At 63.0% G+C, this 24,497-nt stretch carries 24 protein-coding genes; 8 read left to right on the forward strand and 16 right to left on the reverse strand.

The window, feature by feature from the left end:
• Positions 1 to 33: 33 nt before the first annotated feature.
• From ACQKPZ_RS23510 to ACQKPZ_RS23525, 4 genes are all read right to left on the reverse strand, one after another.
• A complete protein-coding gene (locus ACQKPZ_RS23510) occupies positions 34 to 984 on the reverse strand; it encodes a 2-hydroxyacid dehydrogenase (RefSeq protein ID WP_427542784.1) in 951 nt (316 codons plus the stop codon).
• Positions 985 to 1,006: 22 nt separating this feature from the next.
• Positions 1,007 to 1,765 (reverse strand): SDR family oxidoreductase, encoded by a 759-nt coding sequence (locus ACQKPZ_RS23515; protein WP_427542787.1) that lies wholly within the window; start codon positions 1,763 to 1,765, stop codon positions 1,007 to 1,009.
• An 18-nt stretch (positions 1,766 to 1,783) separates the two neighbouring features.
• Complete coding sequence (locus ACQKPZ_RS23520; protein ID WP_427542790.1) at positions 1,784 to 2,494, reverse strand: fumarylacetoacetate hydrolase family protein; 711 nt, start codon at positions 2,492 to 2,494, stop codon at positions 1,784 to 1,786.
• A gap of 219 nt (positions 2,495 to 2,713) precedes the next feature.
• The gene (locus ACQKPZ_RS23525) at positions 2,714 to 4,054 is read right to left on the reverse strand and encodes an MFS transporter (protein WP_119371020.1); all 1,341 of its coding nucleotides are present in this window, start codon (positions 4,052 to 4,054) and stop codon (positions 2,714 to 2,716) included.
• Between the two features lie 284 nt (positions 4,055 to 4,338).
• On the opposite strand from ACQKPZ_RS23525, the gene ACQKPZ_RS23530 reads away from it, so the two are divergent.
• From ACQKPZ_RS23530 to ACQKPZ_RS23555, 6 genes are all read left to right on the forward strand, one after another.
• On the forward strand, positions 4,339 to 5,268 hold the full coding sequence (locus ACQKPZ_RS23530; protein WP_427542793.1) for a helix-turn-helix transcriptional regulator: 930 nt from the start codon (positions 4,339 to 4,341) through the stop codon (positions 5,266 to 5,268).
• Positions 5,269 to 5,277: 9 nt separating this feature from the next.
• Complete coding sequence (gene pcaQ / locus ACQKPZ_RS23535) at positions 5,278 to 6,210, forward strand: pca operon transcription factor PcaQ (protein WP_391124881.1); 933 nt, start codon at positions 5,278 to 5,280, stop codon at positions 6,208 to 6,210.
• 230 nt (positions 6,211 to 6,440) lie between these two features.
• Positions 6,441 to 7,205 (forward strand): FKBP-type peptidyl-prolyl cis-trans isomerase, encoded by a 765-nt coding sequence (locus ACQKPZ_RS23540; protein WP_391124884.1) that lies wholly within the window; start codon positions 6,441 to 6,443, stop codon positions 7,203 to 7,205.
• Between the two features lie 289 nt (positions 7,206 to 7,494).
• Positions 7,495 to 7,935 (forward strand): YkvA family protein, encoded by a 441-nt coding sequence (locus ACQKPZ_RS23545; RefSeq protein WP_427542796.1) that lies wholly within the window; start codon positions 7,495 to 7,497, stop codon positions 7,933 to 7,935.
• A 111-nt stretch (positions 7,936 to 8,046) separates the two neighbouring features.
• A complete protein-coding gene (locus ACQKPZ_RS23550) occupies positions 8,047 to 8,382 on the forward strand; it encodes a helix-turn-helix domain-containing protein (protein WP_391124889.1) in 336 nt (111 codons plus the stop codon).
• Complete coding sequence (locus ACQKPZ_RS23555; protein WP_016501064.1) at positions 8,379 to 8,747, forward strand: hypothetical protein; 369 nt, start codon at positions 8,379 to 8,381, stop codon at positions 8,745 to 8,747. Before ACQKPZ_RS23550 ends, ACQKPZ_RS23555 begins: the two co-directional genes overlap by 4 nt.
• Positions 8,748 to 8,878: 131 nt before the next feature.
• On the opposite strand, the gene ACQKPZ_RS23560 is transcribed toward ACQKPZ_RS23555, so the two are convergent.
• Together ACQKPZ_RS23560 and ACQKPZ_RS23565 are read right to left on the reverse strand one after the other, a co-directional pair.
• Positions 8,879 to 9,838: an EAL domain-containing protein gene (locus ACQKPZ_RS23560; RefSeq protein WP_427542799.1), complete on the reverse strand. Its 960-nt coding sequence runs from the start codon at positions 9,836 to 9,838 to the stop codon at positions 8,879 to 8,881.
• Positions 9,839 to 9,956: 118 nt separating this feature from the next.
• A complete protein-coding gene (locus tag ACQKPZ_RS23565; RefSeq protein ID WP_427542802.1) occupies positions 9,957 to 12,038 on the reverse strand; it encodes a carboxy terminal-processing peptidase in 2,082 nt (693 codons plus the stop codon).
• A gap of 139 nt (positions 12,039 to 12,177) precedes the next feature.
• Here ACQKPZ_RS23565 and ACQKPZ_RS23570 point away from each other — a divergent pair, with 139 nt between their 5' ends.
• A complete protein-coding gene (locus ACQKPZ_RS23570; RefSeq protein ID WP_427542805.1) occupies positions 12,178 to 13,140 on the forward strand; it encodes an NAD(P)H-quinone oxidoreductase in 963 nt (320 codons plus the stop codon).
• A 117-nt stretch (positions 13,141 to 13,257) separates the two neighbouring features.
• Here the strand turns inward: ACQKPZ_RS23570 and ACQKPZ_RS23575 are convergent, their stop codons facing one another.
• The 6 genes from ACQKPZ_RS23575 to ACQKPZ_RS23600 all read right to left on the reverse strand — a co-directional run bounded on the left by ACQKPZ_RS23575 (position 13,258) and on the right by ACQKPZ_RS23600 (position 18,548).
• Positions 13,258 to 13,911 (reverse strand): HAD family hydrolase, encoded by a 654-nt coding sequence (locus ACQKPZ_RS23575; RefSeq protein WP_427542808.1) that lies wholly within the window; start codon positions 13,909 to 13,911, stop codon positions 13,258 to 13,260.
• Positions 13,912 to 13,925: 14 nt separating this feature from the next.
• Complete coding sequence (locus tag ACQKPZ_RS23580) at positions 13,926 to 14,915, reverse strand: ABC transporter ATP-binding protein (RefSeq protein WP_427542811.1); 990 nt, start codon at positions 14,913 to 14,915, stop codon at positions 13,926 to 13,928.
• 1 nt (position 14,916) lies between these two features.
• Positions 14,917 to 15,711: an ABC transporter permease gene (locus tag ACQKPZ_RS23585; protein ID WP_427542814.1), complete on the reverse strand. Its 795-nt coding sequence runs from the start codon at positions 15,709 to 15,711 to the stop codon at positions 14,917 to 14,919.
• On the reverse strand, positions 15,701 to 16,549 hold the full coding sequence (locus ACQKPZ_RS23590; RefSeq protein ID WP_427542817.1) for an ABC transporter permease: 849 nt from the start codon (positions 16,547 to 16,549) through the stop codon (positions 15,701 to 15,703). Before ACQKPZ_RS23590 ends, ACQKPZ_RS23585 begins: the two co-directional genes overlap by 11 nt.
• A complete protein-coding gene (locus ACQKPZ_RS23595) occupies positions 16,528 to 17,334 on the reverse strand; it encodes an alkaline phosphatase family protein (RefSeq protein ID WP_427542820.1) in 807 nt (268 codons plus the stop codon). Before ACQKPZ_RS23595 ends, ACQKPZ_RS23590 begins: the two co-directional genes overlap by 22 nt.
• A 155-nt stretch (positions 17,335 to 17,489) precedes the next feature.
• On the reverse strand, positions 17,490 to 18,548 hold the full coding sequence (locus tag ACQKPZ_RS23600; protein ID WP_427542823.1) for an ABC transporter substrate-binding protein: 1,059 nt from the start codon (positions 18,546 to 18,548) through the stop codon (positions 17,490 to 17,492).
• Positions 18,549 to 18,888: 340 nt separating this feature from the next.
• Here ACQKPZ_RS23600 and ACQKPZ_RS23605 point away from each other — a divergent pair, with 340 nt between their 5' ends.
• Positions 18,889 to 19,602 carry a UTRA domain-containing protein gene (locus ACQKPZ_RS23605; RefSeq protein WP_427542826.1) on the forward strand — a complete coding sequence of 238 codons (714 nt, stop codon included), beginning with the start codon at positions 18,889 to 18,891 and terminating at the stop codon, positions 19,600 to 19,602.
• Between the two features lie 112 nt (positions 19,603 to 19,714).
• On the opposite strand, the gene ACQKPZ_RS23610 is transcribed toward ACQKPZ_RS23605, so the two are convergent.
• The 4 genes from ACQKPZ_RS23610 to ACQKPZ_RS23625 all read right to left on the reverse strand — a co-directional run bounded on the left by ACQKPZ_RS23610 (position 19,715) and on the right by ACQKPZ_RS23625 (position 24,375).
• Positions 19,715 to 21,871, reverse strand: a complete 2,157-nt coding sequence (locus tag ACQKPZ_RS23610; RefSeq protein WP_427542829.1) for a mechanosensitive ion channel family protein — start codon at positions 21,869 to 21,871, stop codon at positions 19,715 to 19,717.
• Positions 21,872 to 21,915: 44 nt separating this feature from the next.
• A complete protein-coding gene (locus ACQKPZ_RS23615; RefSeq protein WP_016501052.1) occupies positions 21,916 to 22,083 on the reverse strand; it encodes a hypothetical protein in 168 nt (55 codons plus the stop codon).
• A gap of 198 nt (positions 22,084 to 22,281) precedes the next feature.
• Positions 22,282 to 23,571: a M18 family aminopeptidase gene (locus tag ACQKPZ_RS23620; RefSeq protein ID WP_427542832.1), complete on the reverse strand. Its 1,290-nt coding sequence runs from the start codon at positions 23,569 to 23,571 to the stop codon at positions 22,282 to 22,284.
• Between the two features lie 168 nt (positions 23,572 to 23,739).
• On the reverse strand, positions 23,740 to 24,375 hold the full coding sequence (locus tag ACQKPZ_RS23625) for an RluA family pseudouridine synthase (RefSeq protein ID WP_284355179.1): 636 nt from the start codon (positions 24,373 to 24,375) through the stop codon (positions 23,740 to 23,742).
• Between the last annotated feature and the right edge of the window lie 122 nt (positions 24,376 to 24,497).

The raw sequence follows: 24,497 nt of genomic DNA on the forward strand, positions 1-24,497 counted from the left end.
CGATGGGCTGCAAAGCAGCCCCGGAATGCTCGCTCAGATAACCAACCCCTGCGGCGTGCGCCCGGCAAACACATCCACCAGGCTGGCCACCACCATCTCGCCCATGCGCGTGCGCGTCTGCACCGTGGCACTGGCCCGGTGGGGCTGCAGCACTACATCCTCACGCTCGAACAGGGCCTCTGGCGCACGCGGCTCATCGGCAAATACATCCAGCGCCGCGCCTGCGATCTCGTTGGCCTGCAGCGCCGCGATCAACGCGGGCTCATCCACCAGCTTGCCGCGCGCGATGTTGATCAGGTACCCCTCGGCGCCCAACGCTCGCAGCACCTCGCGATTGATCAGCGCCTCGCCCTTGTCCGCCGCTGCCGCGAGGATAAGTGCATCGCTGTCCTTGGCCAGCTGCAGCAGGTCTGCCTCGAATCCGTAGGGCACATCCAGCGCCTGCAGATCGGTGTAGCGAATCGGGCAACCAAACGCCGCCGCCCGCTGTGCCACTGCGCGACCCACCCGGCCCATGCCGACGATGCCCACTCGCATGCCCGAGACCTGCCGGGCCAGAGGCAACGGTGCCAGCGGCGTGGCACTGGTGGCCCAATGGCCGGCGCGGACGAAGCGGTCACCGGTGCAAATCCCCCGGCACAAACCAATCAACAGGCCGATGGCAAGGTCAGCAACGTCTTCGGTGAGGGCACCGATGGTCGCCGTCACCTGAATGCCGCGGTCGCGGGCATAGGCCAGGTCTACCGCGTCGGTGCCGACGCCATTGACCGCGATCACTTCAAGGTTGGGCAAGCGTGCCATAAGCGCCTGGCTGATGCCGGTGTGGCCACCGGTGATCACACCGCGAATATTGCCGGCGTGCTGGCTGACATAGGCCTCCTTGTCGGCCTGTTCGTAGTAGCGGTGTACCGTGAACAGCTGTTCCAGGCGCTCACGGATTTGCGGGATGAGGATCGGGCTAAGTTGCAGGACTTCTGGTTTCATGGGGCACTCCATCAGGAACAGGTCAGCCACGGCCAACGAACGGCATGTTGCTGGCCATCACGGTCATGTTCAGTACGTTGGCGTCCAGCGGCAGCGCGGCGATGTAGCGCACCGCGTCGGCCACATGGCGCACGTCGAGCATCGGTTCGGCGGCGGTTTCGCCATTGGCCTGGCGCACGCCACGGGTCATCCGCTCGGAAAGTTCGGTCAGGGCATTGCCGATGTCCACCTGGCTGCAGACGATGTTGTAAGGCCGCCCATCCAGCGCCAGGGCTTTGGTCAAGCCCAGCACCGCATGTTTGCTGGCGGTGTAGGGCGCCGTGAACGGGCGCGGGGTGTGTGCCGAGATCGAGCCGTTGTTGATGATCCGCCCGCCTTGCGGCTGTTGGCGTCGCATCAGGCCGAAAGCGGCGCGGGCGCAAAGAAACACACCATCCACGTTGGTAGCGATGACGTTGCGCCAGTTCTCCAGCGGCAGTTCGTCGACCGGCACGGCGGGGGCATTGATGCCGGCATTGTTGAAGATGATGTCGAGGCGGCCATGTACCTCCTCGATGGTGGCAAACAGCTGCGCGACGCTCTGTTCGTCGCGTACGTCAGTGGCTACGGCCAGGGCTTCACCGCCCGCTGCCTGTGCCTGTTCGACCACCGCTTGCAGCGGCTCCAGACGGCGCCCGGCAAGCACCAGGCTGAAGCCGTCTTCCAGCAGGGCGAGGGCAACGGCGCGGCCGATGCCACTGCCTGCGCCGGTGACCAAGGCGATTTTCTTGTTCTGGTTCATCGTGTTACTCCAAGGGGATCAGGCAGCGTTGGCGGCTTGTGCGGCAGGCTTGGGGCCGACGCGCAAGTGCATTTCGCCGATACCATCGATGCCGGCGTGAAGGGTGTCGCCCGGGTTCAGCGGCGCCACGCCGGGCGGGCTGCCGGTCATGATCAGGTCGCCCGGGCGTAGCGGCAGCTGGCGTGACAGCCGGCTGATGACTTCGGCCAATGCCCAGGTCTGCTGGCTCAGGTGTGCACGCTGGCGCTCATGGCCATTGACTTGCAGCCACAACGCCGCATCCAGCGGCCATGCGCATTCGCTGGCGGGAACGATGGCGGTCATGGGTGCCGATGCTTCGAATACCTTGGCAGCTTCCCATGGCCGCCCTTCGGCCTTGGCCTTGCGCTGGTGATCGCGGCGGGTCAGGTCAAGCCCGGCGGCAAAGCCGAACACGTGCTCCAGGGCCTGTTCCGGGGCAATGTCGGCACCGCCCTTGGCAATGGCCGCGACCAGTTCGATCTCGTGGCAGAACTCGTCGGTCTGCGGCGGGAAGGGCAGTTCGCCCGTTGCCTCGACCACGTTGCTTGCCGGTTTCATGAAGAACACCGGCTCGCAGGGGGCAGGGCCGTAGGTTTCAGGCCAGGGATAGTTGCGGCCCAGGCAGAACACGCGGCCAACCGGGAAGCGCGTGTCGCTGCCACGGATGGGCAGGCTGACGATGGCCGGGGGGCTGAACAGGTAACTCATGGGGTGACTCCTTCGTGCTGGAGTGGCCAGCCTAGCCAGTGGCTGGCCGGCAAAGTTGGACAAAAGCGGGGTTGGGTTGGACTATCCAAGTAACCTGTACCGGCCCTTTCGCGGCTAAAGCCGCTCCCACAGGGGCAGTGCCAAACCTGAGGGCAGCGCTGTACCTGTGGGAGCGGCTTTAGCCGCGAAAGGGCCGGTACTGACCATGCATTTCTCGAATCAGGCCGCAGTCTTCAACTCAATGCGGTACAGCTTCCCGAGCAGCAGCGAATACGAAAGGGTGCCCATCAGGGCCACGCCACCGATGAACCAGAACGCCATGGCGAACGAGCCACTGGCATGCACGATTGCGCCAATCACGATCGGCGTGACGATGCCGCCGATGTTTGCTGCCAGGCTGGTGACCCCGCCGGTCAGGCCGATCAGTTGCCTGGGCGCTACTTCCGAGACCGCGGCCCACGAAGACGAGGCGATGCCCTGGGCAAAGAACGCCAGGGTGAGAATGGCGATGCACAGCACGTTGGAGTCGGTGAAGTTCACCAGCACGATCGACATGCCCAGCATCGAGCCCACCACCAGCGGCAGCTTGCGCGCAAACGACAGCGAGTAGCCCTTGCGGATAAGCAGGTCAGAGACGATGCCCGCCAGCAGGATGCCGACCGTTGCGCCAATGAACGGCATCACGGCGAAGATGCCGACCTTGATCAAGGTGAGCTGGCGTTCTTCGATCAGGTAAGTAGGGAACCAGGTGAGGAAGAAGTACAGCGCCGAGGTGCTTGCGAACTTGCCCAGGCAGATGGCCCATACCTGGCGGTAGCGGAACAGTTCGGCCACCTGGCGCCAGTCGAAGCGGGTACGCTCCTGGCTGCTTTTGACCAGGCCACCGCCGCTCTCGATATAGGCCAGTTCTTCCTTGCTGACCTTCTTGCAGTTCAGCGGGTCACGGTAAAGGAACAGCCACACCACGCCGAACAGGATGCCGACCACGCCGGTGCTGTAGAACACGTGCCGCCAGTCGTAGGTGGTTGCCAGCCACAGCAGGGCGCCGGTGAACAGTGCAGTGCCCAGGTATTGGCCGCACACGTAGATGCTGCTGGCCATGCCGCGTTCACGCGCAGGGAACCATACCGTCACCGCACGGCTGTTGGCGGGGAAGGCCGGGGCCTCCATGGCTCCGACGGCAAGGCGCAAACCGAACAGCGAGGTAAAGCCACTGGCCAGGCCCTGAGCCACGGTCACCGCCGACCAGCTGATCAGCGACACGCCATAGGTCAGGCGCGAGCCGAAGCGGTCGGCGATGAAGCCGGCCGGTACCAGCGCCAGGGCGTAGGTCCAGGCAAAGGCAGAGAAAATCAGCCCCATCTCCACTTTGTCCAGGCCCAGGTCCTTGGCCATGAAGGGGGCGGCGATCGAGATATTCACCCGGTCGACGTAGTTGATGATGGTCGCCACCAGCAGCAGCGACAACATGAACCAGCGGCGCCGGGTGGGCAGGCGCTGGGCAGGGGCCGCGTCCAGCGCGTACGAAGACGCTGCGCGGGGGGTAGGCGTGCTCGACATGAGTCGACCTCGTTTGTTGTTGTTGGTTGAGGTTGGGCTGCAGTCCCGTGACTAGGGTGGTCGTACAACGTCTTGAATGCAATGCGGGGGTTAGACCGTTTTTGCGCGGGATGGAGGGGGATGCGTGCGCTGTCCAAAAGAATCCGGGCGCAGGGTTTTGTCTCGACTTCTTGCTGTGTGTCGCGTTTTCAGCGGGCTGTGACGAATTGCGGTTGCGTCTTTTTTTGTAGTCGCGTTTAAATCAAGACATCGTACAACTGACTGTCTGTTTACCGGAGTTTGCCATGCCACCAAAGCGCGAGGTCCCGACCTACGTCATGCAGCAGCGCAGCGAGCTGATGGATTTCCACATCCGCGACCGGCGCGGGCGACCGGCCGAAACCGCGCCGCACCGTCACGAGTACTTCCAGGTCCAGGTCAATCTGGGCGGGGACACGGTGCAGCACATTGGCAGCGTGCAACGCCCTTTCAAGCGCAACACGCTGGCCTTCATCCTGCCGCATCGGGTGCATGTGATCCCGCATCCCGCCGACAGTGATTTCGTGGTGATCAATTTTTCCCAGACATTCCTGTTGCCACACCTGGATTGCGACCCGATGGACCTGGAAGAGGTCTCGATCCTGCAAGCCCCGGAGCTGTCACCGTTCCGCTTTCAGGAGCACCTGGATTTTTGCCTGGAAGACGCCGATTTCGCTGAGGTGTTGCAACTGCTCGAGCGCATGCGTGCACTGGACGCCAACCGCCGCTTCGGCAGCCGGGAGCTGCTCAAGGGCCTGCTGTTGCAGCTGATTGGCCAGGTGTGCGGCTTGTATGCCGAACCGTTGCGCATCCTTGCAGATGGCAACGCTGCGCAGCTGAGCCGCCGGGCCGCGTTGAACCGCATGAGCGAGTACTTGCGCCGGCACATCGACGACCCCGACCTGAACCTGCAGAAAGTGGCCGCCGCCACCTACCTGTCCCCCACTTACCTGACCCACTGGCTGCGCAAGGAAATCGGCAAGACGTTCAGTGAGCTGGTGCTTGAGCGACGCATGCATACCGCACGCAACTACCTGCTCAATGGCAGTCGGCCGGTAGGTGAGGTGGCGCGTTTGTGCGGGTTTGCCGACGAGGCATATTTCTCGCGGCGCTTCCGTCAGATTCACGGCCTGCCGCCAGGGCAGTTCCGCCGCCAGCAACGCGACCCGGATACGCCGCAGGTAGCGATGCGTTAAGCTTGGCGCATGAACCTCGACACCCGCATCAAGTACCGCCACCTGCTGTGCTTCCTGGAGATTGCCCGGCAGGGCAGCCTGGCCAGGGCTGCCGACGTGCTCGCCATCAGCCAGCCGGCCATTTCCAAAACCCTTAAAGAACTCGAAGACCTGCTGGAAACGCGCCTGTTCGCCCGTAGCCGCCAGGGCGTCGAGTTGACCCCGGCCGGCACGCGTTTCATGCGCTATGCCGGGCCCAGTGTGCAGGCCCTGCGCGATGGCGTCAGCAGCTTGCGCGGCGAGGCGCGGGCGCCGTCGCAGGTGCGCATAGGTGTGCTGTCCACGGTCGAAGGCCTGCTCATGCCCGAGGTGCTGTGCCGCCTGCACCAGCGCCATGAAGCGCTGGTGATCAGCGTGGTCACCGGCATCAGCGCGCAGCTGCTTGGCCAACTGCGCCTGGGCGAACTGGAGCTGGTGGTCGGTCGAATGACCGACAGCCCGCAGATCCAGGGCCTGTCGTTCGAGCATTTGTACAGCGAATCGATGAGCCTGGTGGTGCGCCCGGGCCACCCGTTGTTGGCCGCCACGCCGGTAGAGCGAGCCCAGGTGGGCCGTTACCCATTGGTGTTGCCACCGGCAGGTACCACCATCCGCCAGCATGCCGACAGCCTGTTCGTGCAATGCGGCATCCAGATGCCGGCGCAGCGCCTGGAAACCCTGTCGCTGGCGTTGAGCCGGCGCTACCTGCTAGGCAGCGATGCGCTGTGGGTGGCGCCCCGCGATGCGGTACTGCTCGACCTGCGCCGTGGCGAACTGGTCGAGCTCGACCTGGGCGTGCGCGAGCCGGGCGGCTCGGTCGGTATCTGTCGCAATGCCGCTTTGCCGCAAAGCCTGCCGGGGCAGTGGGTGTGCGAGGTATTGCGCGAGGTAGCGGGGCAGTACCGTGAAGGTCACTACCCTTGATGGCTGGCCTTTCAGAAGCCAACGAAATAAATCCCCCGCAAATCCGGGCAAAACCGGCACAACGGGTCAATACTGGCCAATGGCTGTAAACGCTGGGATGAATATCCGTTTAAGTACTGAACTTACTTACCAAAACCTGCTCTTATGCCGGTAGCCATGGGTTGGGGACGCCTGATAAGCTCGCGGCTTCTACCCTGATTGCCCTTATGGCGCATGAACAAGGAAATTACATGAAACAGCATCGTTTGGCGGCTGCGGTTGCCCTGGTTGGCCTGGTACTGGCTGGCTGTGATCAACAGGCCAGCAGCCCCGAGCTGAAGACTCCGTCGCAGAAAGCCTCCTACGGCATCGGCCTGAACATGGGCAAGAGCCTGGCTCAGGAAGGCATGGAAGACCTTGATTCCAAAGCCGTTGCCCTCGGCATCGAAGACGCCGTTGGTAAAAAGGAACAGCGCATCAAGGATGAAGAGCTGGTAGAGGCCTTCACTGCGCTGCAGAAGCGTGCCGAAGAACGCCTGGCCAAGGCCAGCGAAGAAGCTGCCTCCGCCGGCAAGAAGTTCCTCGAAGAAAACGCCAAGAAGCCAGGCGTGGTCACCACTGCCTCGGGCCTGCAGTACGAAGTGGTGAAGAAGGCCGACGGCCCGCAGCCCAAGCCAACCGACGTGGTCACTGTCCACTACGAAGGCAAGCTGATCGATGGCAAGGTGTTCGACAGCTCCGTCGAGCGCGGCAGCCCGATCGACCTGCCGGTCAGCGGCGTGATCCCGGGTTGGGTCGAAGGCCTGCAGCTGATGCACGTTGGCGAGAAGTACAAGTTGTTCATCCCGGCTGAACTGGCCTATGGCGCACAGAGCCCAAGCCCGCTGATCCCGGCCAACTCGGTGCTGGTGTTTGATCTGGAACTGATCGCCATCAAGGATCCGGCCCAGCTGCAAGGCGCTGAGCCGGAAGCCGAGGCCCCGGCCGAAGCACCTGCTGAAGCCCCTGCCAAGTAACACTGGCTGGTACCTGCAAAACGCCCCGTCCTGAGCGGGGCGTTTTCATTTGTGGCGATTGGACGAACCTGATACAGCTGATACTGTCCGAGGAAATGCAGCGTACAGGTGTAGGATGTTTCTGGCGCAAATCGTTTGCGGCCAGCTACCCTCGGCTTGAAATGGCTGTGTAAAAAACGCCCGATCTGACCGGGGCCCTTGCCTGGCAGGCACCGGAGGTCAGAAATGTGGCCCTGTTCACAAGGTTATCCACAATAAATGTGGATAACCTGTTCCGCCTGGAGGCTCCATGAGCGCACCCTGGAATTTTGCCCGCTTCCTGCCCTTGGCCGAGCGCTTGCTCAGCCGCGGTCGGCTGCCGGCCCTGTTGTTTGCAGTGGCGCGCAAAGGCCCGCGTATCGGCCAGTTGCGCGAGGATGTGAAACTGCTGCAGTCGTTGTGTCTGGCGTGGTGGCGCGGCGAATACCGCGCCATCAGCCCCAAGGCGTTGGTCACCATCGTGGCGGGCCTGTTGTATTTCGTCAGCCCGATCGATGCCATTCCTGACTGGTTGCTGGGCGTGGGCTTCCTTGATGACATTGCGGTGCTTGGCTGGGTGCTGAAGACCGTGGCCGACGAACTGGCACGCTTCAGGGCCTGGCGCGACAGCCAGGCACCAGAGCGGCTACGCGTGGTCGAGCGCCTGCCTGCCAGCCAGCAAGCGCTGCAGCTGGAGCGTAATACGCAATGAAACGAGCCTGAACTGCAGCTCAACCGGACAGCCCCCGGAGTTGGTAATATAATTGGCATAAGGGTTATGCCTACGGATTACATGCTGTAATCCTTTTTAAAGGGGTTTGTAATGGGTATTCAGGTCATCAGCCGGGACGGTCAACCCGAGTACGCAGTCGTTCCCTGGGAGCAGTACCAGGCACTGCTCAAGGCCGCAGGGCAGGCGCCTGCCGAGGCAGCTGTCAGCGAACAGGCCGCCGCCGCCGTTGCGCCGTTACCGGCGTTCAGTGAAGTTGCACAGATTCGCCAGGCCAAGGGCATTGCACCTGAGCAACTGGCGCGCAATGTCGGGGTGAGCCCGGCTTACCTGGCCATGATCGAGTCAGGCGAGCGCCAGCCGGATGCAGCCATCCGCCGCGCCCTGGCCTGGCACCTGGGGGTGGCTGGCTGGAGCGAGCCATCATGAGCCAGGTCAGGATCAGCCGTCAGCACTGGGATAACCTGCTGGGCGAGCTTGACCTGGCCCGTCGTCAACGTCACTTGCTGACCTACCGAGCGCTGATCGAGCGTTTGCAGCTGCCCAGCCCGGCCATGCAGACGCTGACCGCCGCGCTGGAATACCTGGCGGTGCTGGATGCCCGTGCCGAGCAGCCGCTGCGCAGCTCGCTGGTGATCAGCCAAGGCGCCAGCCGCTTGCCGCGTACCGGCTTTTTTGAATGTGTCGAACGGCTGGGGCGGTTTGCCGGGCCGGTGGATGGCATGGAGGCAGCGTCGTGGCATGCTTCCGAGGTGGTTCGGGTGTTCGAGTACAGCTACCCCGAAACAGCCTGATTGGTAGCCCTGCCGAGGTCCCCTGTAGGAGCGGCCTCGTGTCGCGATGGGCCGCAAAGCGGCCCCGACAATCTTGCATGATGCGCAAAACCTGGGGCCGCTGCGCGCCCCATCGCGACGCAAGGCCGCTCCTACAGGGGCCGTGCGAGGCCTTGGGCCTGTGGTGAACCTGTGGCAACCGGCACAGGCAACGCATCCCTGTGAATCAAGCCACAAACCCTGCCATCCACATCCAGCACCTCCAATGTATCCAGGTGCTGATACCGGCCAAACAATTCCAGCAATTGCCCGATCGTGGCATCAAGCCGCACAGTCGGTTGCTCGGCCCGCGGCATGCTTGTCAGCACCGGTAGCTCGCGCACCCCCAACTCCTGAGGCCGCCCGAGCAAGTAGCCTTGCACCAGGTCCACCCCCATCTCCCTCAGCACCACCAGTTCCTCCGCCAACTCGATCCCTTCGGCAATCACCTGCGCCTTCGACGCCCGGGCAATCTGCAGAATCGAACCCACGAACTCGCGCTTGAGCGGGTCGCGGTGAATGCCGTCGATGAAGTGCCGATCGATTTTCACGTATTCGGGGCGTAGTTCCGACCACAGGCGCAAGCTGGAATAACCCGCCCCCAAGTCATCGATGGCAATCGAAAAGCCCATGTCGCGATAGTGGTGCAGGGCGTTTGAAAGCAACTGGAAGTCGTCGGTTGGGGTGTGTTCGGTCAGCTCGATCACCACCCGGCTAGGCGGCAGGCCGACCTGTTCCAGCAGTTTCAGGGTCTGGCCGGAGGGGTAGTGGGGCTCCAGCAGCGATTCAGGCGAGATGTTAAGAAACAGCTTGCCCTGCAACTGCTGCTCGCTGAAGCGCCGGCAGGCGCTTTCCCGGCAGGCGGCTTCCAGTTCGGTCAGGCGGCCAGCCTGGCGGGCGATGGTAAACAGGTTCAGTGGCGCGTGCAGCGGGCTGTTGGACGGGCCACGGCTCAGCGCCTCATGGCCGAACACCCGTTGCTCGCTCAGGCACATGATCGGCTGGAACAGACTGTGAATGCTACGTTGAGCCAGAATGGCACTCAAGGCGCTGAGCTGTTCGGCAACGGTCATGACGTATTCCTGAAAATGAAAGGGCCGGGCATCTGCATGCCCGGCCCCCGTATTTCACGACAGCGCGATGACTGTTTGATGACAGGTCACATTATTCTGCCATCACTGCCGTAACCCGTTACTTCTTCGCCACCTTGGTGCTGGCGCTGAGGTAGTCGATCAGGATGCGACCGGTTTCGGACAGGTAGGCGTCGTCTTCCGGCTTGGTGTTTTCATCCTCGGCCGGCAGGGCGTCCTCGTCTTCTTTCTTCAGCTCTTTGAGCGGCTCTTCACCCTTGGCCTTGCGGCGGATGTTTTCCAGGGCCAGTTGCTTGGCCTCGATATCATCGTGGCGTGCGCGGCGCTCCTGCTCGTTGAGGCTGACGGTTTTTTCGTTCATCAGCTTCTGGGTCAGGGCCAGGCGGTCGCGAATGTAGGTGAACTCCGCATCCTTGTCGCTGCGCGCTTCATGTTGTGCCTTGAGCTGGGCCAGGAACGGCTTGAACGGGTCAGCCGCAGGCTTGACCACCGGGCGGATGGTGTCCCATGGCATGGCCTCGGGCAGGGCGCTCTCGCCGATTTCCTTGGTATCGATGATCGACGGGTAGTCGATGTCCGGCAGCACGCCCTGGTGCTGGGTGCTCTGCCCGGAAACCCGGTAGAACTTGGCCAGGGTCAGCTTCAGCTCGCCATGGTTGAGTGGCTGGATGGTCTGCACGGTGCCTTTGCCGAAGGTCTGGCCACCGATGATCAGCGCGCGGTGGTAGTCCTGCATGGCACCGGCAAAAATCTCCGAAGCCGAGGCAGACAGGCGGTTCACCAGCAGTGCCAGTGGGCCTTTGTAGAAGGCGCCCGGGTTTTCGTCTTCCAGCACGTCGACGCGGCCGTCGCTGTTGCGTACCAGCACGGTCGGGCCTTTCTCGATGAACAGGCTGGTCAGCTCGGTGGCTTCCTGCAGCGAACCGCCGCCGTTGTTGCGCAGGTCGATGACCACGCCGTCGACTTTCTCTTTCTGCAACTCGGTGAGCAGTTTCTTCACGTCACGCGTGGTGCTCTTGTACTCCGGGTCACCGGCGCGGTACGCCTTGAAGTCCAGGTAGAACGCCGGGATCTCGATGATGCCCAGCTTGTAGTCACGCCCGTCCTGTTTCAGCTTGAGCACCGATTTCTTGGCGGCCTGTTCTTCAAGCTTCACCGCTTCACGGGTGATCGACACGATCTTGCTGGTCTGGTCGCTAGGCGCATTGCTTGCCGGGATGATTTCCAGGCGCACCACCGAACCTTTCGGGCCGCGGATCAGCTTGACCACTTCGTCCAGGCGCCAGCCGACCACGTCGACCATTTCCTTGTTGCCCTGGGCCACGCCGATGATCTTGTCGGCCGGGGCCACCTGTTTGGTCTTGGCTGCCGGGCCTGCCGGCACCAGGCGCACGATCTTGACCTGGTCGTTGTCGCTTTGCAGCACCGCACCGATGCCTTCGAGCGACAGGCTCATGTTGATGTCGAAATTCTCGGCGTTGTCCGGCGACAGGTAGTTGGTGTGCGGGTCGTAGGACTGGGCGAAGGTGTTGATGTAAGCCTGGAAGATATCTTCGGCACGGGTCTGGTCCAGGCGCGCCAGCTGGTTCTTGTAGCGCTTGGTCAGGGTTTCCTGGATCTGCTTGGGCTCTTTGCCGGCGATTTTCTGGCGCAGCACTTCGTCCTTGACGCGTTTGCGCCACAAGTCGTCGAGCTCGGCCTGGTCCTTCATCCACGGCGCGTCCTTGCGGTCGATCAGCAAGGTCTCTTTGGTGGTGAAGTCGATCTTGTCCACGCCCTTGTTCAGCTCGGCCAGGGCGAAGTCCAGGCGTTGCTTGACGCGGTCGAGGTAACGTTTGTAGATGGTGAAGCCCGGGTCCAGGTTACCGCTCTTGAGGAAATCGTCGAATTGCGTCTTCCACTTGTCGAACTCGGCAATGTCGGCAGCGGTGAAGTAGCTGCGCGCCGGGTCCAGCAGCTTGATGTAGCTGTCGTAGATGATGACCGAACGGGCATCGTCCAGCGGCGGCTTGCTGTAGTGGTGGCGCTTGAGCAATTCCACCACATTGAGGCTGGCGACGATCTCGTCGCGGTCCGGCTGCAGGCCGTCCCACTTGTTGGCGGCCGCTGCATTGCCGCCGAGCGTAAGGCTACCCAGGCCGATCATGACGGCGAGGGCGGTGCTTGGGAGGAAATGCTTCATGCTGATTCGACGTGGAGGCAATTGATCACGCATAGTAGGCCGTCTTTTCCGTTGCCGGTTCCATGGAGCCGGGCAAATACTGCAAAAAGCCTGAGGTAAGCAACCTCAGGCCCAGTCATGATTCAACTATGGAGGCACTGTGAAGGCATTGCAAGGCGTTGACGGACATGTGGAGTGGGTTGAGGCCGAGCGCCCGGCCTGTGACGCGGGCCAAGTGCGCATTCGCGTGGCTGCTGCGGGCCTGAACCGCGCCGATCTGTTGCAGATGAAAGGTTTGTACCCGCCACCGCCAGGTGCCAGCCCGTACATGGGCCTGGAGTGCGCCGGGGTGGTTGAAGAAGTGGGCCCCGGGGCCGACTGGCGCGTGGGTGACCGCGTTTGCGCGCTGCTGGCCAGCGGCGCCATGGCCGAGGAAGTGGTGGTCGATGCGCGCCACGTACTGCCGGTGCCTGAGGGCCTGAGCCTGCACGAAGCAGCCGCGTTGCCGGAGGTGTATGCCACCGCCTGGTTGAACATCTTCCAGCTGGGGGGCGTGAAGGCCGGTGAGAAGGTGCTGGTGCATGCTGGCGCCAGTGGCGTTGGCTCGGCCGCCATCCAGTTGTGCAAGGCATTTGGTAGCCCGGTGTGGGTCAGCGTCGGTTCAGCGGATCGCCTGGCCTATTGCGAAGCGCTGGGCGCTGCGGGTGGTGTGGTACGTAACGAGAACCTGGAGGCACTGGAAGGTTTCGGGCCGTTCGACGTGATTCTCGACCCGGTGGGCGCCAGCTACGGCGAACTCAACCTCAAGTTGCTGGCCCGCGACGGGCGCTGGGTAATCATTGGCCTGATGGGCGGGCGCAAGTTCGAGCTGGACCTGGCCCAGGTGTTGGGCAAGCGTCTGGAGATTACCGGCTCCACGCTGCGCAACCGCGATGACGGCTTCAAGGCCGAGTTGCTGCGTGAGTTGCAACAACAGGTGTGGCCGCTGTTCGCCGAAGGGCGCTTGTCGCCGCAGCTGGTGGATACTTATCCTGTGGAGTTTGCCCAGGCGGCGTATGCCGAACTGGAGAGCAACCAGGTGTCGGGCAAGCTGGTGATGGTCATCGACCCGAGCCAGGCTTGATATTGCCGGGGCTGCTTTGCAGCCCATCGCGACACAAGGCCGCTCCTACAGTGGAATGCGATCTCTTGTAGGAGCGGCCTTGTGTCGCGAAAGGGGCGCAAAGCGCCCCCATGGTCCTCAAGTCCAACTCAAAATCGGCCAGCCATTCTTCTCGGCATGCTCACGCAACACTGTATCCGGGTTCACCACATGCGGGTGATCCACCTTCAGCAACAACGGCAAGTCATTGCGCGAATCGGAATAGAAACTCGCCCCCTCCAGGTTCTCCTGCTCCTGATCCAGCCACTCCAGCAGCCGGGTGATCTTGCCTTCGCGATACGTCAGCACCCCATGGGTTCTGCCGGTATACACCCCATTCACCGCCTCTAGCTCGATGGCCAGGTATTCATCCACCCCCAGCCGCGCAGCAATCGGCCCGACCAGGTGCGTGCCTGAAGCCGAAATGATCAGAATCCGGTCCCCGCGCTTGCGGTGTTCGGCAATGCAGCGGCAGGCGTCGCCAAAGATGATCGGTTCGATCACGTCCTCGACCCACGGCTCGACCAGGTGCTCGACTTCTTCCAGGGTGCGCCCGGCAATCGGCTCCAGGCTGAAGGCCATGTAGTCTTCCATCTGCAAATGGCCCTTGCCGTAGGCCTCCATCAGTTCATGGTCGCGGCGCAGGAATTCCTTGCCGTCAACCCAGCCCAGCCGGGCCATTTGCTCGCTCCACAGCGACGCACAGTCGCCGTGGATCAGGGTTTCGTCCAGATCGAAAATTGCCAGTGCCATTGTGTTGAATCTCCTTAGGCCACTTCCCGCAGCGCCGTGGGGTCGATCGACAAGCTTACCCGTTTTCCGTCGGCGTGCAGGTCGGCCGGCGAGCGGTTGAGCACGTCGACCACCAATTCCACCTCGCGTACTTTTACCCGGTAGCGAATCACATTGCCCAGCAGGCTGTGGCTGCGCACTTCGGCATCCAGTTCGCCATTGACGCCCAGGGTGATCGACTCCGGGCGGATGGCCAGGCGGCTGGCCACCGGGCGTTGCAGCAGGCGGCTGGCGCTGTCGGCGTCGAGCAGGTTGTAGTTGCCGATGAAACCGGCGGCAAACAGGTCAACCGGCGCGGTATAAAGGGTTTCGGCATCGCCGCTCTGCACGATGCGCCCCTGGTTCATCAGGAAGATGCGGTCCGACATCGTCAGCGCTTCTTCCTGGTCGTGGGTGACAAAGATGGTGGTCAGCCCCAGCTCACGCTGGATGGCACGAATCTGCTCGCGCAGGTGTTTGCGAATACGTGCATCCAGTGCCGACAGTGGCTCGTCCAGCAGCAACAGGCGCGGGCGGGTAACCAGCGAGCGGGCCAGGGCCACGCGCTGGCACTGGCCGCCGGACAACTGGTGCGGGTAGCGCCCGGCGAACGTGCCCAGCTCCACCAGGTCCAGCGCTTCGCGTACCCGCACCTGGCTTTCATCGGCCTTGACCTTCTGCATGCGCAGGCCAAAGGCCACGTTCTGTTCCACGGTCATGTTGGGGAACAGCGCGTAGCTCTGGAACACCATGCCGATGCCACGCTTTTGCGGGCTCACGGGCACGATGTCGTGGCCGTCGAGGAGGATCTGCCCGCTGTCCACCGGGGTCAGCCCGGCGATGCAGCGCAGCAGGGTGGACTTGCCGCAACCGGACGGGCCAAGCAGGGTAACGAACTCGCCACGTTCGATGTGGCAGTCGATGTTCTCGAACACCGGGCTGCCGGCGTAGCTTTTCTGCAGTTTCTGTACGCTGACGAAGCTCATGTCAGGTCTTGTCCTTGTTCAGGCGGTTGGCGACCCAGGTCAGTACCAGCACGAAGGCAAAATAGGAGATCACCAGCGCGCTATTGAAGTGCCCGCTGCTGTTGCGCATGTTGTTCAGGTACACCTGCAGGGTTTCGTAGCGGGTGCCGACCAGCAGGTTGGCGAACACGAACTCGCCGAACAGGAACGAGAACGACAACAGCAGCGCCACCATCAGGCCTTTGCGCAGGTTCGGCAGCACCACCAGCAGCGCCGCTTGCCAGGTGCTGGCGCCGAGCAGTTGGGCGGCATCCATCAGGTCGCGCAGGTTGATGGCTTGCAGGTTGTTGGTAATGGCGCGGTACATGAACGGCAAGGCGATGGTGAAGTAGCAGCCGATCAGGATCCACGGCGTGCCAACCATGGCCATCGGGCCGCTGCCATACAGTTGCAACAGCCCCACCGAAGACACCACTGGCGGCACCGCGAACGGCAGCAGGATCAGGATGTTCATCAGCGCGTCGAGCCGCGGGAAGTGGTAATGCACCACGAACAGCAGCGGCAGGATCAGCGCCACCGACAGCAGCAGCGCACCCACGCACACCAGCAGCGACTGGCCGAAGGCCGCCAGGAAGCGTGGCTCGCTCCACAGCGCCACGTACCACTTCAGGGTCAGCCCGCTGGGCAGCAGGCTGGCCGACCAACTGGTGGCCAGCGAGTAGAGCAGGGTGCCGGCCAGCGGCAGCAGCAGGATCAGGAACAGCAGGTAGACCACGGCGCGGTGGTACCAGCCGCCAGAGCGGGCTTCAGCGCGCATGGTAGCTCCTCTTCAACAGCCATTGATGCACCACCGTGACCAGCGTCATCAAGCCCACCAGCACCATCGCCAGGGCGCTGGCCAGGTTGGGGTCGAGGCTGATATCACCGGCCACCAGGCCTGCGATGCGGATCGGCAATACGTTGAAATTGCCGGTGGTCAACGCGTACACAGTGGCGTAGGCACCGAGTGCGTTGGCCAGCAGGATGACGAAGGTGCCCAGCAGTGCCGGTGTCAGCACTGGCAGGCCGATGTGCCGCCAGAATTGCCAGTGGCTGGCACCCAGCAGCGCGGCCGACTCGCGCCAGTCTTCACGCAGGGCGTCGAAGGCGGGGTAGAGCAGCAACACACCCAGCGGGATCTGGAAGTAGGTGTACACCAGGATCAGGCCGCTCTTGGAGTAGATGCTGAAGTCTTCCAGCAGGCCGATCTGCTTCAGCAACAGGGTCAGCGCGCCGTTGAAACCGAGCAGGATGATGAAGGCGAAGGCCAGTGGCACCCCGGCAAAGTTGCTGGTCATGTTGGCAAAGGCGCTGACGAAGTCACGCAGCCTTGAGTCCACCTGGCGCAGCGAATAGGCGCCAAGGGTGGCGATGATGATGCCGAACAGGCTCGACCAGAAGCTGATCTCCAGGCTGCGTTGCAGGGCTTGCAGGTAGAACTTCGAGCTGAATACCTTGCTGAAGTTTTCGACGCCCCAGCCGGCTTCCGATTGCACGCTGTTGATCGCTACCCAGGCCAGCGGGGCGATCTGGAAGATGACGAAGAATATGGCAAACGGTAGCAGGCAGAGCAGGGCCAGGTAGCGCCCACGGTTCACTTGAGCAACTCCCGGCATACCGTCTTGTCGTGGGCCGCGCCTAGCAGCTCGCAAATGGTGCCGCACAACTCGGTCTGCAGCGGCTTGGCCGCCGGGTCCAGGCTGAAGGCGTCGCCGAACACGAACAGCGGTACTTCGCGCTCTTCGGCCAGCAGGCCGTTGTGCGAGCGGTCGTTGTTCATGCCGTGATCGGCGGTGACCAGTACCTGGTAGCCCTCTTCGAGCCAGCCTGGCAGGTAGTCGGCCAGCAGGATGTCGACGCTGCGTGCGGCGTTGCGGTACTGGCTGCTGTCCAGGCCGTGGCGGTGGCCCACATCGTCGATGCTCATCGGGTGCACCAGCAGGAAGTTGGGGGCGTGGCGGCGGCGCAGGTACTCGCCATCGGCCAGAAGGTGCGAGTCGGGGTAGCGGTCGTCCCAGTAGAACAGCCCGTGCTGGATCGGCAGCTTTGGCGCGTGGGTATGGCGGTCGCGCTGCGGGTCGAAGGGCGAGCGGTTGTACAGCTCGCTCATCCAGTGATAGGCCGCCGCCGCTGTGCCCAGGTTGGCTTCACGGGCGTAGTGGAACACGCTGCGCTGGTTGGACAGGCGGTTGACGTTGTTGTGCACGATGCCGCTGTCGATGGGCGGCACGCCCGTGAGGATGCATTCGTACAGTGGCCGCGACAGCGACGGCAGTTCGCATTCCACGCGGTAAAGCGCGGCGCGGTCGGCCTCGACATAGGCGTGCAGGTGGCCCATGGCATGGTGGGCGACCTGGTAGTTGAGGCCGTCTAGCAGGACCAGGATGACGTTGTGGCTCATTCAATACTCCGCAAAAAAACGGGAGGGCTTCGCCCTCCTTTCGCGACACAAGGCCGCTCCCACAGGAACAGCGAAAACCTCTGGGGCGACGCTGGCCCTGTGGGAGCGGCCTTGCGTCGCGATGGGCTGCGCAGCAGCCCCGGGATGGCCCTGCCTTACTCCATCTCGATAATCACCTGCTCCTGCCACATCTGCGGCAGTTTCTTCGAGGTGGCTTCCCACGCCTCGGCATTCTTGATCGGTTGCGCAGCGCCGTACTGCTCGTTCGGCAGCAACTTGGCCTGCACATCCGCTGGCAGCTTCAGGTGTTCGGCACGGATCGGCCGGGCATGCCCCTTGGCCAGGTTGATCTGCCCGGCATCGCTGAAGATGTATTCACGGGTCAGCTTCGCCGCGTTCGGGTGCTTGGCGTACTTGTTGATCACAGTGGTATAGCCGGAAATCACCGAGCCATCCGACGGGATCAGCACTTCAAACCGCTTGGGGTCGATCTGTTCGCGGTAGCTCAGGCCATTGAAGTCCCACACCACGCCCACTTCCACCTCGCCCTTTTCCAGGGTCTGGATGGTCGGGTTGGCCAGCGACAGGCGCTTCTGCTGGGCCAGCTTGGTAAACAATTGCAGGCCCGGCGCCACGTTGCTTTCGTCACCCTTGTAGGCAATGGCCGCAGCCAGTACACCGTTGGCAGCCTGGGCGGCGGTGCCGACGTCGCCGATGGCGACCTTGTATTTGCCTTTTTCCAGGTCATGCCAGGAAGTCGGGCGTTCGCCTTCCTTCACCAGGTCCTTGTTGATGATGAAGGCAATGGTGCCGGTATAGGCCAGCGCCCAGTGGCCGTCCTTGTCCTTGGCCCAATCCGGTACCTGATCCCAGGTGCTTGGCTTGTACGGCTGGCTCACGCCTTTGGTGACGGCGATCGGGCCGAAGGCGGCACCCACGTCGCCGATGTCGGCGCTGGCGTTGTCCTTCTCGGCTTCGAACTTGGCAATTTCCTGGGCCGAGCTCATGTCGGTGTCGCTGTGCTTGAGGCCATACTTGCTGGCCAGGTCTTCCCAGGTGCCTTTCCAGTTGGCCCAGGCATCGGGCATGCCCACGCTGTTGACGGTGCCTTCCTTGCGGGCGGCGTCTTCCAGGGCCTTGAGGTCCGCGGCCATGGCCGAGGTGCAGAACGCGATGGCCGAACCGAGCAGTGACGCCATGAACAACTTTTTCATCCGTAGCTCCTTGGGTGGGTGCCTTTTACCGATCGTTATTGTTTCGGTGTGGGCGAGTGAAGCCGTTGCCTGGAACCTTTGGTCTAGGTCAGCAAACCTTGAGCCAAGGTAGGCCGCTTGCGTGACAATTTGATGTAGGGAAGGGCCCGCACAGGTAGTTGCAGGCTCCTGGCAATACAGCGTAGACCATGGCGTACCCGCGAATTTGCTGGGCTGGCCCGATTCTGGCTACAGCACGGTTGCGGCTTTGTCACGGGATGTTCATCAGCCCTGACTAGGCTTGCACTATTCTCCAAGTGCCCTGTTCTGGGGCTGGACTAGTCCAGATAGGTAACCTTTGATGCAGCCGATGCCACCGCGTGCGGTAACAGCCATCTGCCACGCCTTGCAGGAGCAGATCGAGCACGGCCTGCTGGCGCCGGGGGGCAAGCTGCCGGCCGAGCGCAAACTGAGCGAGGTGTTCGACACCACGCGCATTACCCTGCGCGAAGCGCTGGCGCAGCTGGAGGCCCAGGGCCTGATCTACCGCGAAGAACGCCGCGGCTGGTTTGTCGCGCCCGAGCGGCTGACCTACGACCTGATCGAGCGCAGCCACTTTCATGCCATGGTGCGCGACCAGGGTCGGGTAGCCAGTACCGAATTGTTGTCGGCACGGCTGCAGCCGGCCTCGGCGGCCATCTGTGCGCGCTTGCAGTTGCCGGCGTTGTCCAGCGTGGTGCGTATTTGCCGGTTGCGGCGGATTGACGGGCGAGCGGTGTTGTATGCCGAGCATTACCTCAACCCACGGTACTTTCCGGGGATTCTCGAGCAGGACCTGGCGCAGTCACTGACCGAGATTTATGGGCGGGTGTATGGCATCGAGTATGGGCAGGTGTGCTTCGAGATCTTGCCGACGGCGTTGCCGGTTGAGGCGGCGGGGGCGTTGAAGGTGTCGGTGGGCAGCCCGGGGTTGCACATTACCCGGGTCAACAGCGATCAGCATGGTCACCTGATCGACTGTGACCTGGAGTATTGGCGGCATGATGCAATCCGCATTCGTGCCCAGGCGGGTTGATCCAGGATACTGGGGGCTGCTTTGCAGCCCATCGCGACACAAGGCCGCTCCTACAGGAGTACGCGATCCCTTGTAGGAGCGGCCTTGTGTCGCGATGGGGCGCGAAGCGGCCCTAGTTCGATGCGGTATTGCCTTCTGTCATACCACCACCCCCGGCCGTCACCACCTGCACCGACAACCGCGGCGTCGCCAGGTCCAGCCCGGCCTCATCCATTTGCCGCTTCAAGGCCAGGTTGAACGCCCGCGACACCTCCCACTGCTTGATCGGCGCGGTCTTGAACCGTGCCCGTAACACCGCCGAGCCCGACTCGAAGCTCTCCACCCCCTGCAACTCCAGCGGCGACCAGATATTGCGGCGCATCAGCGGGTCATTGCGCAGCTTTTGCCCCACCTCGCGAACCAGCGAGATGGCTTTGTCGATGTGCATGTTGTGCGGAATGGCCACACGGAAGATGGCATAGCCGAACTCCCGCGAGTAGTTCTTGATGCTCTTGATCTCGCTGAACGGGATGGTGTGCACGATGCCGTCGATGTCCCGCAGCCGCACGGTACGGATGGTCAGGCCTTCCACCGTGCCCAGGTGCCCGCCCACGTCCACGTAGTCATCGATGGCCAGCGAGTCTTCGATGATGATGAACAACCCGGTGATCAGGTCGGCCACCAGCGATTGCGCGCCAAAGCCGATGGCCAGGCCGATCACACCGGCACCGGCCAGCAGCGGGGTGACGTTCATGCCCATGTTGGCCAGGGCGACGATTACCGCGATGATGAAGATGACCACGAACATTACGTTGCGGATCAACGGCATCATGGTTTGTGCACGGGCGTTGGCCAGGCCCCGGCGCGAACGCACCAGGGCGTGGTGCACGGCGGTGTCGGCAAGGATCCACACCAGCCAGGCAACAATCAGCGTACCGGCCAGGCCCAGCAGGCGCAGGCTTACCTCGTGGCCGTCACCCTCGGCAAAGCGGATCATCGACAAGCCCCACACGCGCAGGCCCAGTTCGATGAACACCAGCCAGATGAACAGGTGCACCAGCAGGTAGCCGAAGTTGCGCAGGCGCTCGGCATACACCGCCTGGCGCTTGCCGGCGCGTTTGGGGTTGGCGGCGTGGCGGCGGACCAGGCCGTTGAGCACCATGCACACCACCACCAGGACCGTGCACATCAGCGACTGCCGCAGGGCAGTGCTGGTGTCGCCGGCCGAGACGAAGGTGGCGAACAGCGAGATGGCCACCAGGATCAGTGCCGGGATGAACCAGAAGCTGCCGAGAATCTCGATGGTGTCACTGAGGGTGCGCCGGGTCAGTCGCCGTGACAGTGGCTGGTTGCGGATCAGGTGGGCGATGGGGCGGCGAAAACGCAGGATGAACAGCCCGGTGCACAGTGCGGCGATGACGTTGGCCAGGGTCGCCAGGGCGTGGGCCAGGTGGGTGCCCAGCGCGACCAGCATGCGCGGGTCGCTCATGGCCTCGCCAAAGGCTGCGAAGCTGCCGATCAACCACAACGGGCGGAATGCCTGGTGCCGCAGGATGTGCAGGGCGCGGTGGCGGTGCGGGCCGTCCAGTAGCGAGAAGGCGATGACGCAGATGGCCGAGAAGCAAGTGCCCACCACCAGCGCGTAGGCCAGCACCATGGCCAGGGACTTGCCCAGCGAGGGTGGCAGCACAAAGCTCAGGTACACGGTGCCCACCAGCGCCACCAGCCACGGGCCGAGCTTGCGCAAGGCAAAGCGCACCAGGTCCCAGGTGCGCGGGTGTTGGGGCAGTTCTTCGCTCAGGCCAAAGCGCAGGCGTATGCGGTGGCCGACCCAGTTGAAGGCATACGCCAGCATGCTCCACACGGCGATGACGGCGGCAAAGCCGAACAGGATCGCCGGCCACTGGTGCACCGGTACCATGAGTTCGGTCAGTTCGGCCTGGGCTTGTTCGATTTCCGTGGCCCAGCGCAGGAACGGGCTGGCATCGCCGCTGAACTGTTTTTCAAAGTCATGCAGAGCGCCGCCAATCAGGCCGAGCACGCCCTGTTCCACACTGGGCTGTGATTGTTTGGTGGCGTCGCGCAGTTTTTTCAGGTCGGCCAGCAGCTTGGCCCGCTGCTGGTCGTTTTCGAGGTTCTTGATGACTTCGTCCAGCGACTTGCCCAGCGGCTCGGTGGCCTCCGGTTGTGCGGGCGCGCTGCCACCCAGCAGGCTGGGCAGGCCCGCCGCCTGTACCGGTGTGATGAACAGCAAGAGCAGCAGGAACAGGTAACGCAGGAGGGCAGGCACTGGCAAATCTACCTCAGGTCAAACGATTGACCGAGTGTAGAGGTTTATGTCGGCAGTTTCTCGAGGATCTTCCAGCAAGTGAGGCCGAAGATGCCCAAGGTACCGATCCACATCATCAGTACACCGATATTGCGCTCACGCATGCTGAAACCGATGGTCAACAGCATCAGGAACAGGAACACCGGCACGAACAGGGACAGGAACGGGGACATGGACAGCAATCCTTTTGCAGTGGGGCCATATCACAAGCATAGCGCTTGGCAAGCGAGGCGGGATTGACCTTGAGCAGCTGTGAGCAGGCTCGGCCCTTTCGCGGGTAAACCCGCTCCCACAGTGTCAGCACATTTCCTGAGGCATGTGCGGTTCCTGTGGGAGCGGGTTTACCCGCGAAGAGGCCGGGCCTGCCTACATCAAGGCAACTCGCGGCTGCGGTAGAAGGCGGTCAAAACCTTCACCAGGTGCGCCAGGTCATGGCTGCCGCACAGTTCACGAATCGAATGCATGGCAAAGGTCGGCAAGCCGATATCTACCGTGCGCACGCCCAAGTGGCTGGCTGCAATCGGCCCGATGGTCGAACCACAACCCATGTCGCTGCGCACCACGAAGCTTTGCACCGGCACTTCCTCGGCCATGCACAGGTGACGGAAGAACCCGGCGGTTTCGCTGTTGGTGGCGTAGCGCTGGTTGTTGTTCACCTTGATCACTGGCCCGGCATTCAGCTTGGGCCCGTGGTTGCCATCATGCTTGTCGGCATAGTTGGGGTGCACGCCGTGGGCGTTGTCGGCCGATATCATCAGCGAGCGCTGGATGGTGCGCACGTAGGCGTCGCCGTCCGGCAGCAGGCGCTGCAAGGTCTGCTCGAGCATCGGGCCGTCGGCGCCGCAGGCCGAGCTGCTGCCGACTTCTTCGTGGTCGTTGCACACCAGCACGCAGGTTTCATCGCTGTCGGCGGCCAGCAGTGCCTGCAGGCCGGCGTAGCACGACAGCAGGTTGTCCAGACGGGCGCCGGCGATGAAGTCGCCGTTCAGGCCGACCAGTGCGGCGTCCTGGGTGTCGTAGAAGCTCAGCTCGTAGTCCAGCACCACGTCGGCGATCAGCTCGTGCTCGCGGGCCAGTTGTTCGGTGAGCAGGGCGCGGAAGTCGATGCGCTCGTCACCGGCTACCTGGGCCAGGATTGGCGGCAGCTCGTTCTGCGGGTTGATTGCCCAGCCTTCATTGGCGGTGCGGTTCAGGTGGATGGCCAGGTTGGGGATGATCGCGATCGGCAGTTTGAAATTGATCAGCTGGCTTTCGACCTTGCCGTCACGGCGGTAGGTAACGCGGCCGGCCAGCGACAGGTCACGGTCGAACCACGGTGCCAACAGGGCGCCGCCATACACTTCCACACCCAGCTGCAAGAAACCTTGGCGCTGCAGCTCTGGCTGCGGCTTGACCCGCAGGCACGGGCTGTCGGTGTGTGCGCCGACCATGCGGATGCCGGTCAGCAACGGCGCCTGCTTGCCTAACTTGATGGCGATGATCGAGGAGTCGTTACGGGTGACGTAATAGCGGCCGCCAGGCACGGTGGCCCAGCTGTCGCGCTCGTCCAGGCGCTGGTAACCGGCCGCTTCCAGGCGCTGGGCCAGGCTGGCGGTGGCGTGGAAGGGCGTGGGGGAGGCCTTGAGGAAATCGATAAGGCCAGAATTCAGTACGTCGCGCATAGCTCACTCCAGACAGCAGTGGCGCGAGTTTAACGTATTAAGTCGACAATTTGTGTCTGCCTCTTCGCGGCTAAAGCCGCTCCCACAGGTACTACTCAACCCTGTGGGTGGTGCGGTCCCTGTGGGAGCGGCTTTAGCCGCGAAGAGGCCTGTTCAGGCAGCACAAATTCAGAAGGGTGCAGGGCACTCGAACTTCAACCGCTCCCCCGACACCGGGTGGGTAAAGCTCAGCATCGAGGCATGCAGGCACAGCCGCTCATGCGCTGCCAGCGCCTCGGGGTTGGCATACAGCCGGTCACCCAGCAGCGGGTGCCCGATCGACAGCATGTGCACGCGCAACTGGTGAGAACGCCCGGTGATCGGCGTCAGTTCCACCCGGCAGTAATCGCCACAGCGCTCGACAATGCGCCAGAACGTCAGCGCATGCTTGCCCTGTTCGTGGTCCACCACATGCCGTGGCTTGGTTGGCGGGTCGTAGCGCAGTGGCAGGTCGATGCTGCCGCTGTCCAGCACCGGTTGGCCCCAGCACAATGCGGTGTAGGCCTTTTCGGTTTCGCGGTCGTGAAACTGGCGCGACAGCTCGCGGTGGCTATCCGCATCGCGGGCCAGCAGGATGATGCCGGAGGTTTCCCAGTCCAGGCGGTGCACGATCAGCGCATCGGGGTAGCCGTTTTCTTGCAGGCGGGTGATCAGGCAGTCCTTGTTGTCCTCGGCGCGGCCGGGCACCGACAGCAGCAGGGTCGGCTTGTTGATCACCAGGATGGCGGCGTCTTCGTGCAGGATCTGGATGTTGGACAGCGGCATTGCTTGGTCTCGGTTATATCGGGGAAAACAGCGGGGCCGCTTTGCGGCCCATCGCGACACAAGGCCGCTCCTACAAGGGTTATGCATTCCCCTGTAGGAGCGGCCTTGTGTCGCGATGGGCT

This window comes from Pseudomonas sp. NPDC089547, from assembly GCF_050280665.1.
In the GTDB taxonomy this organism is placed as follows: Bacteria; Pseudomonadota; Gammaproteobacteria; order Pseudomonadales; family Pseudomonadaceae; genus Aquipseudomonas.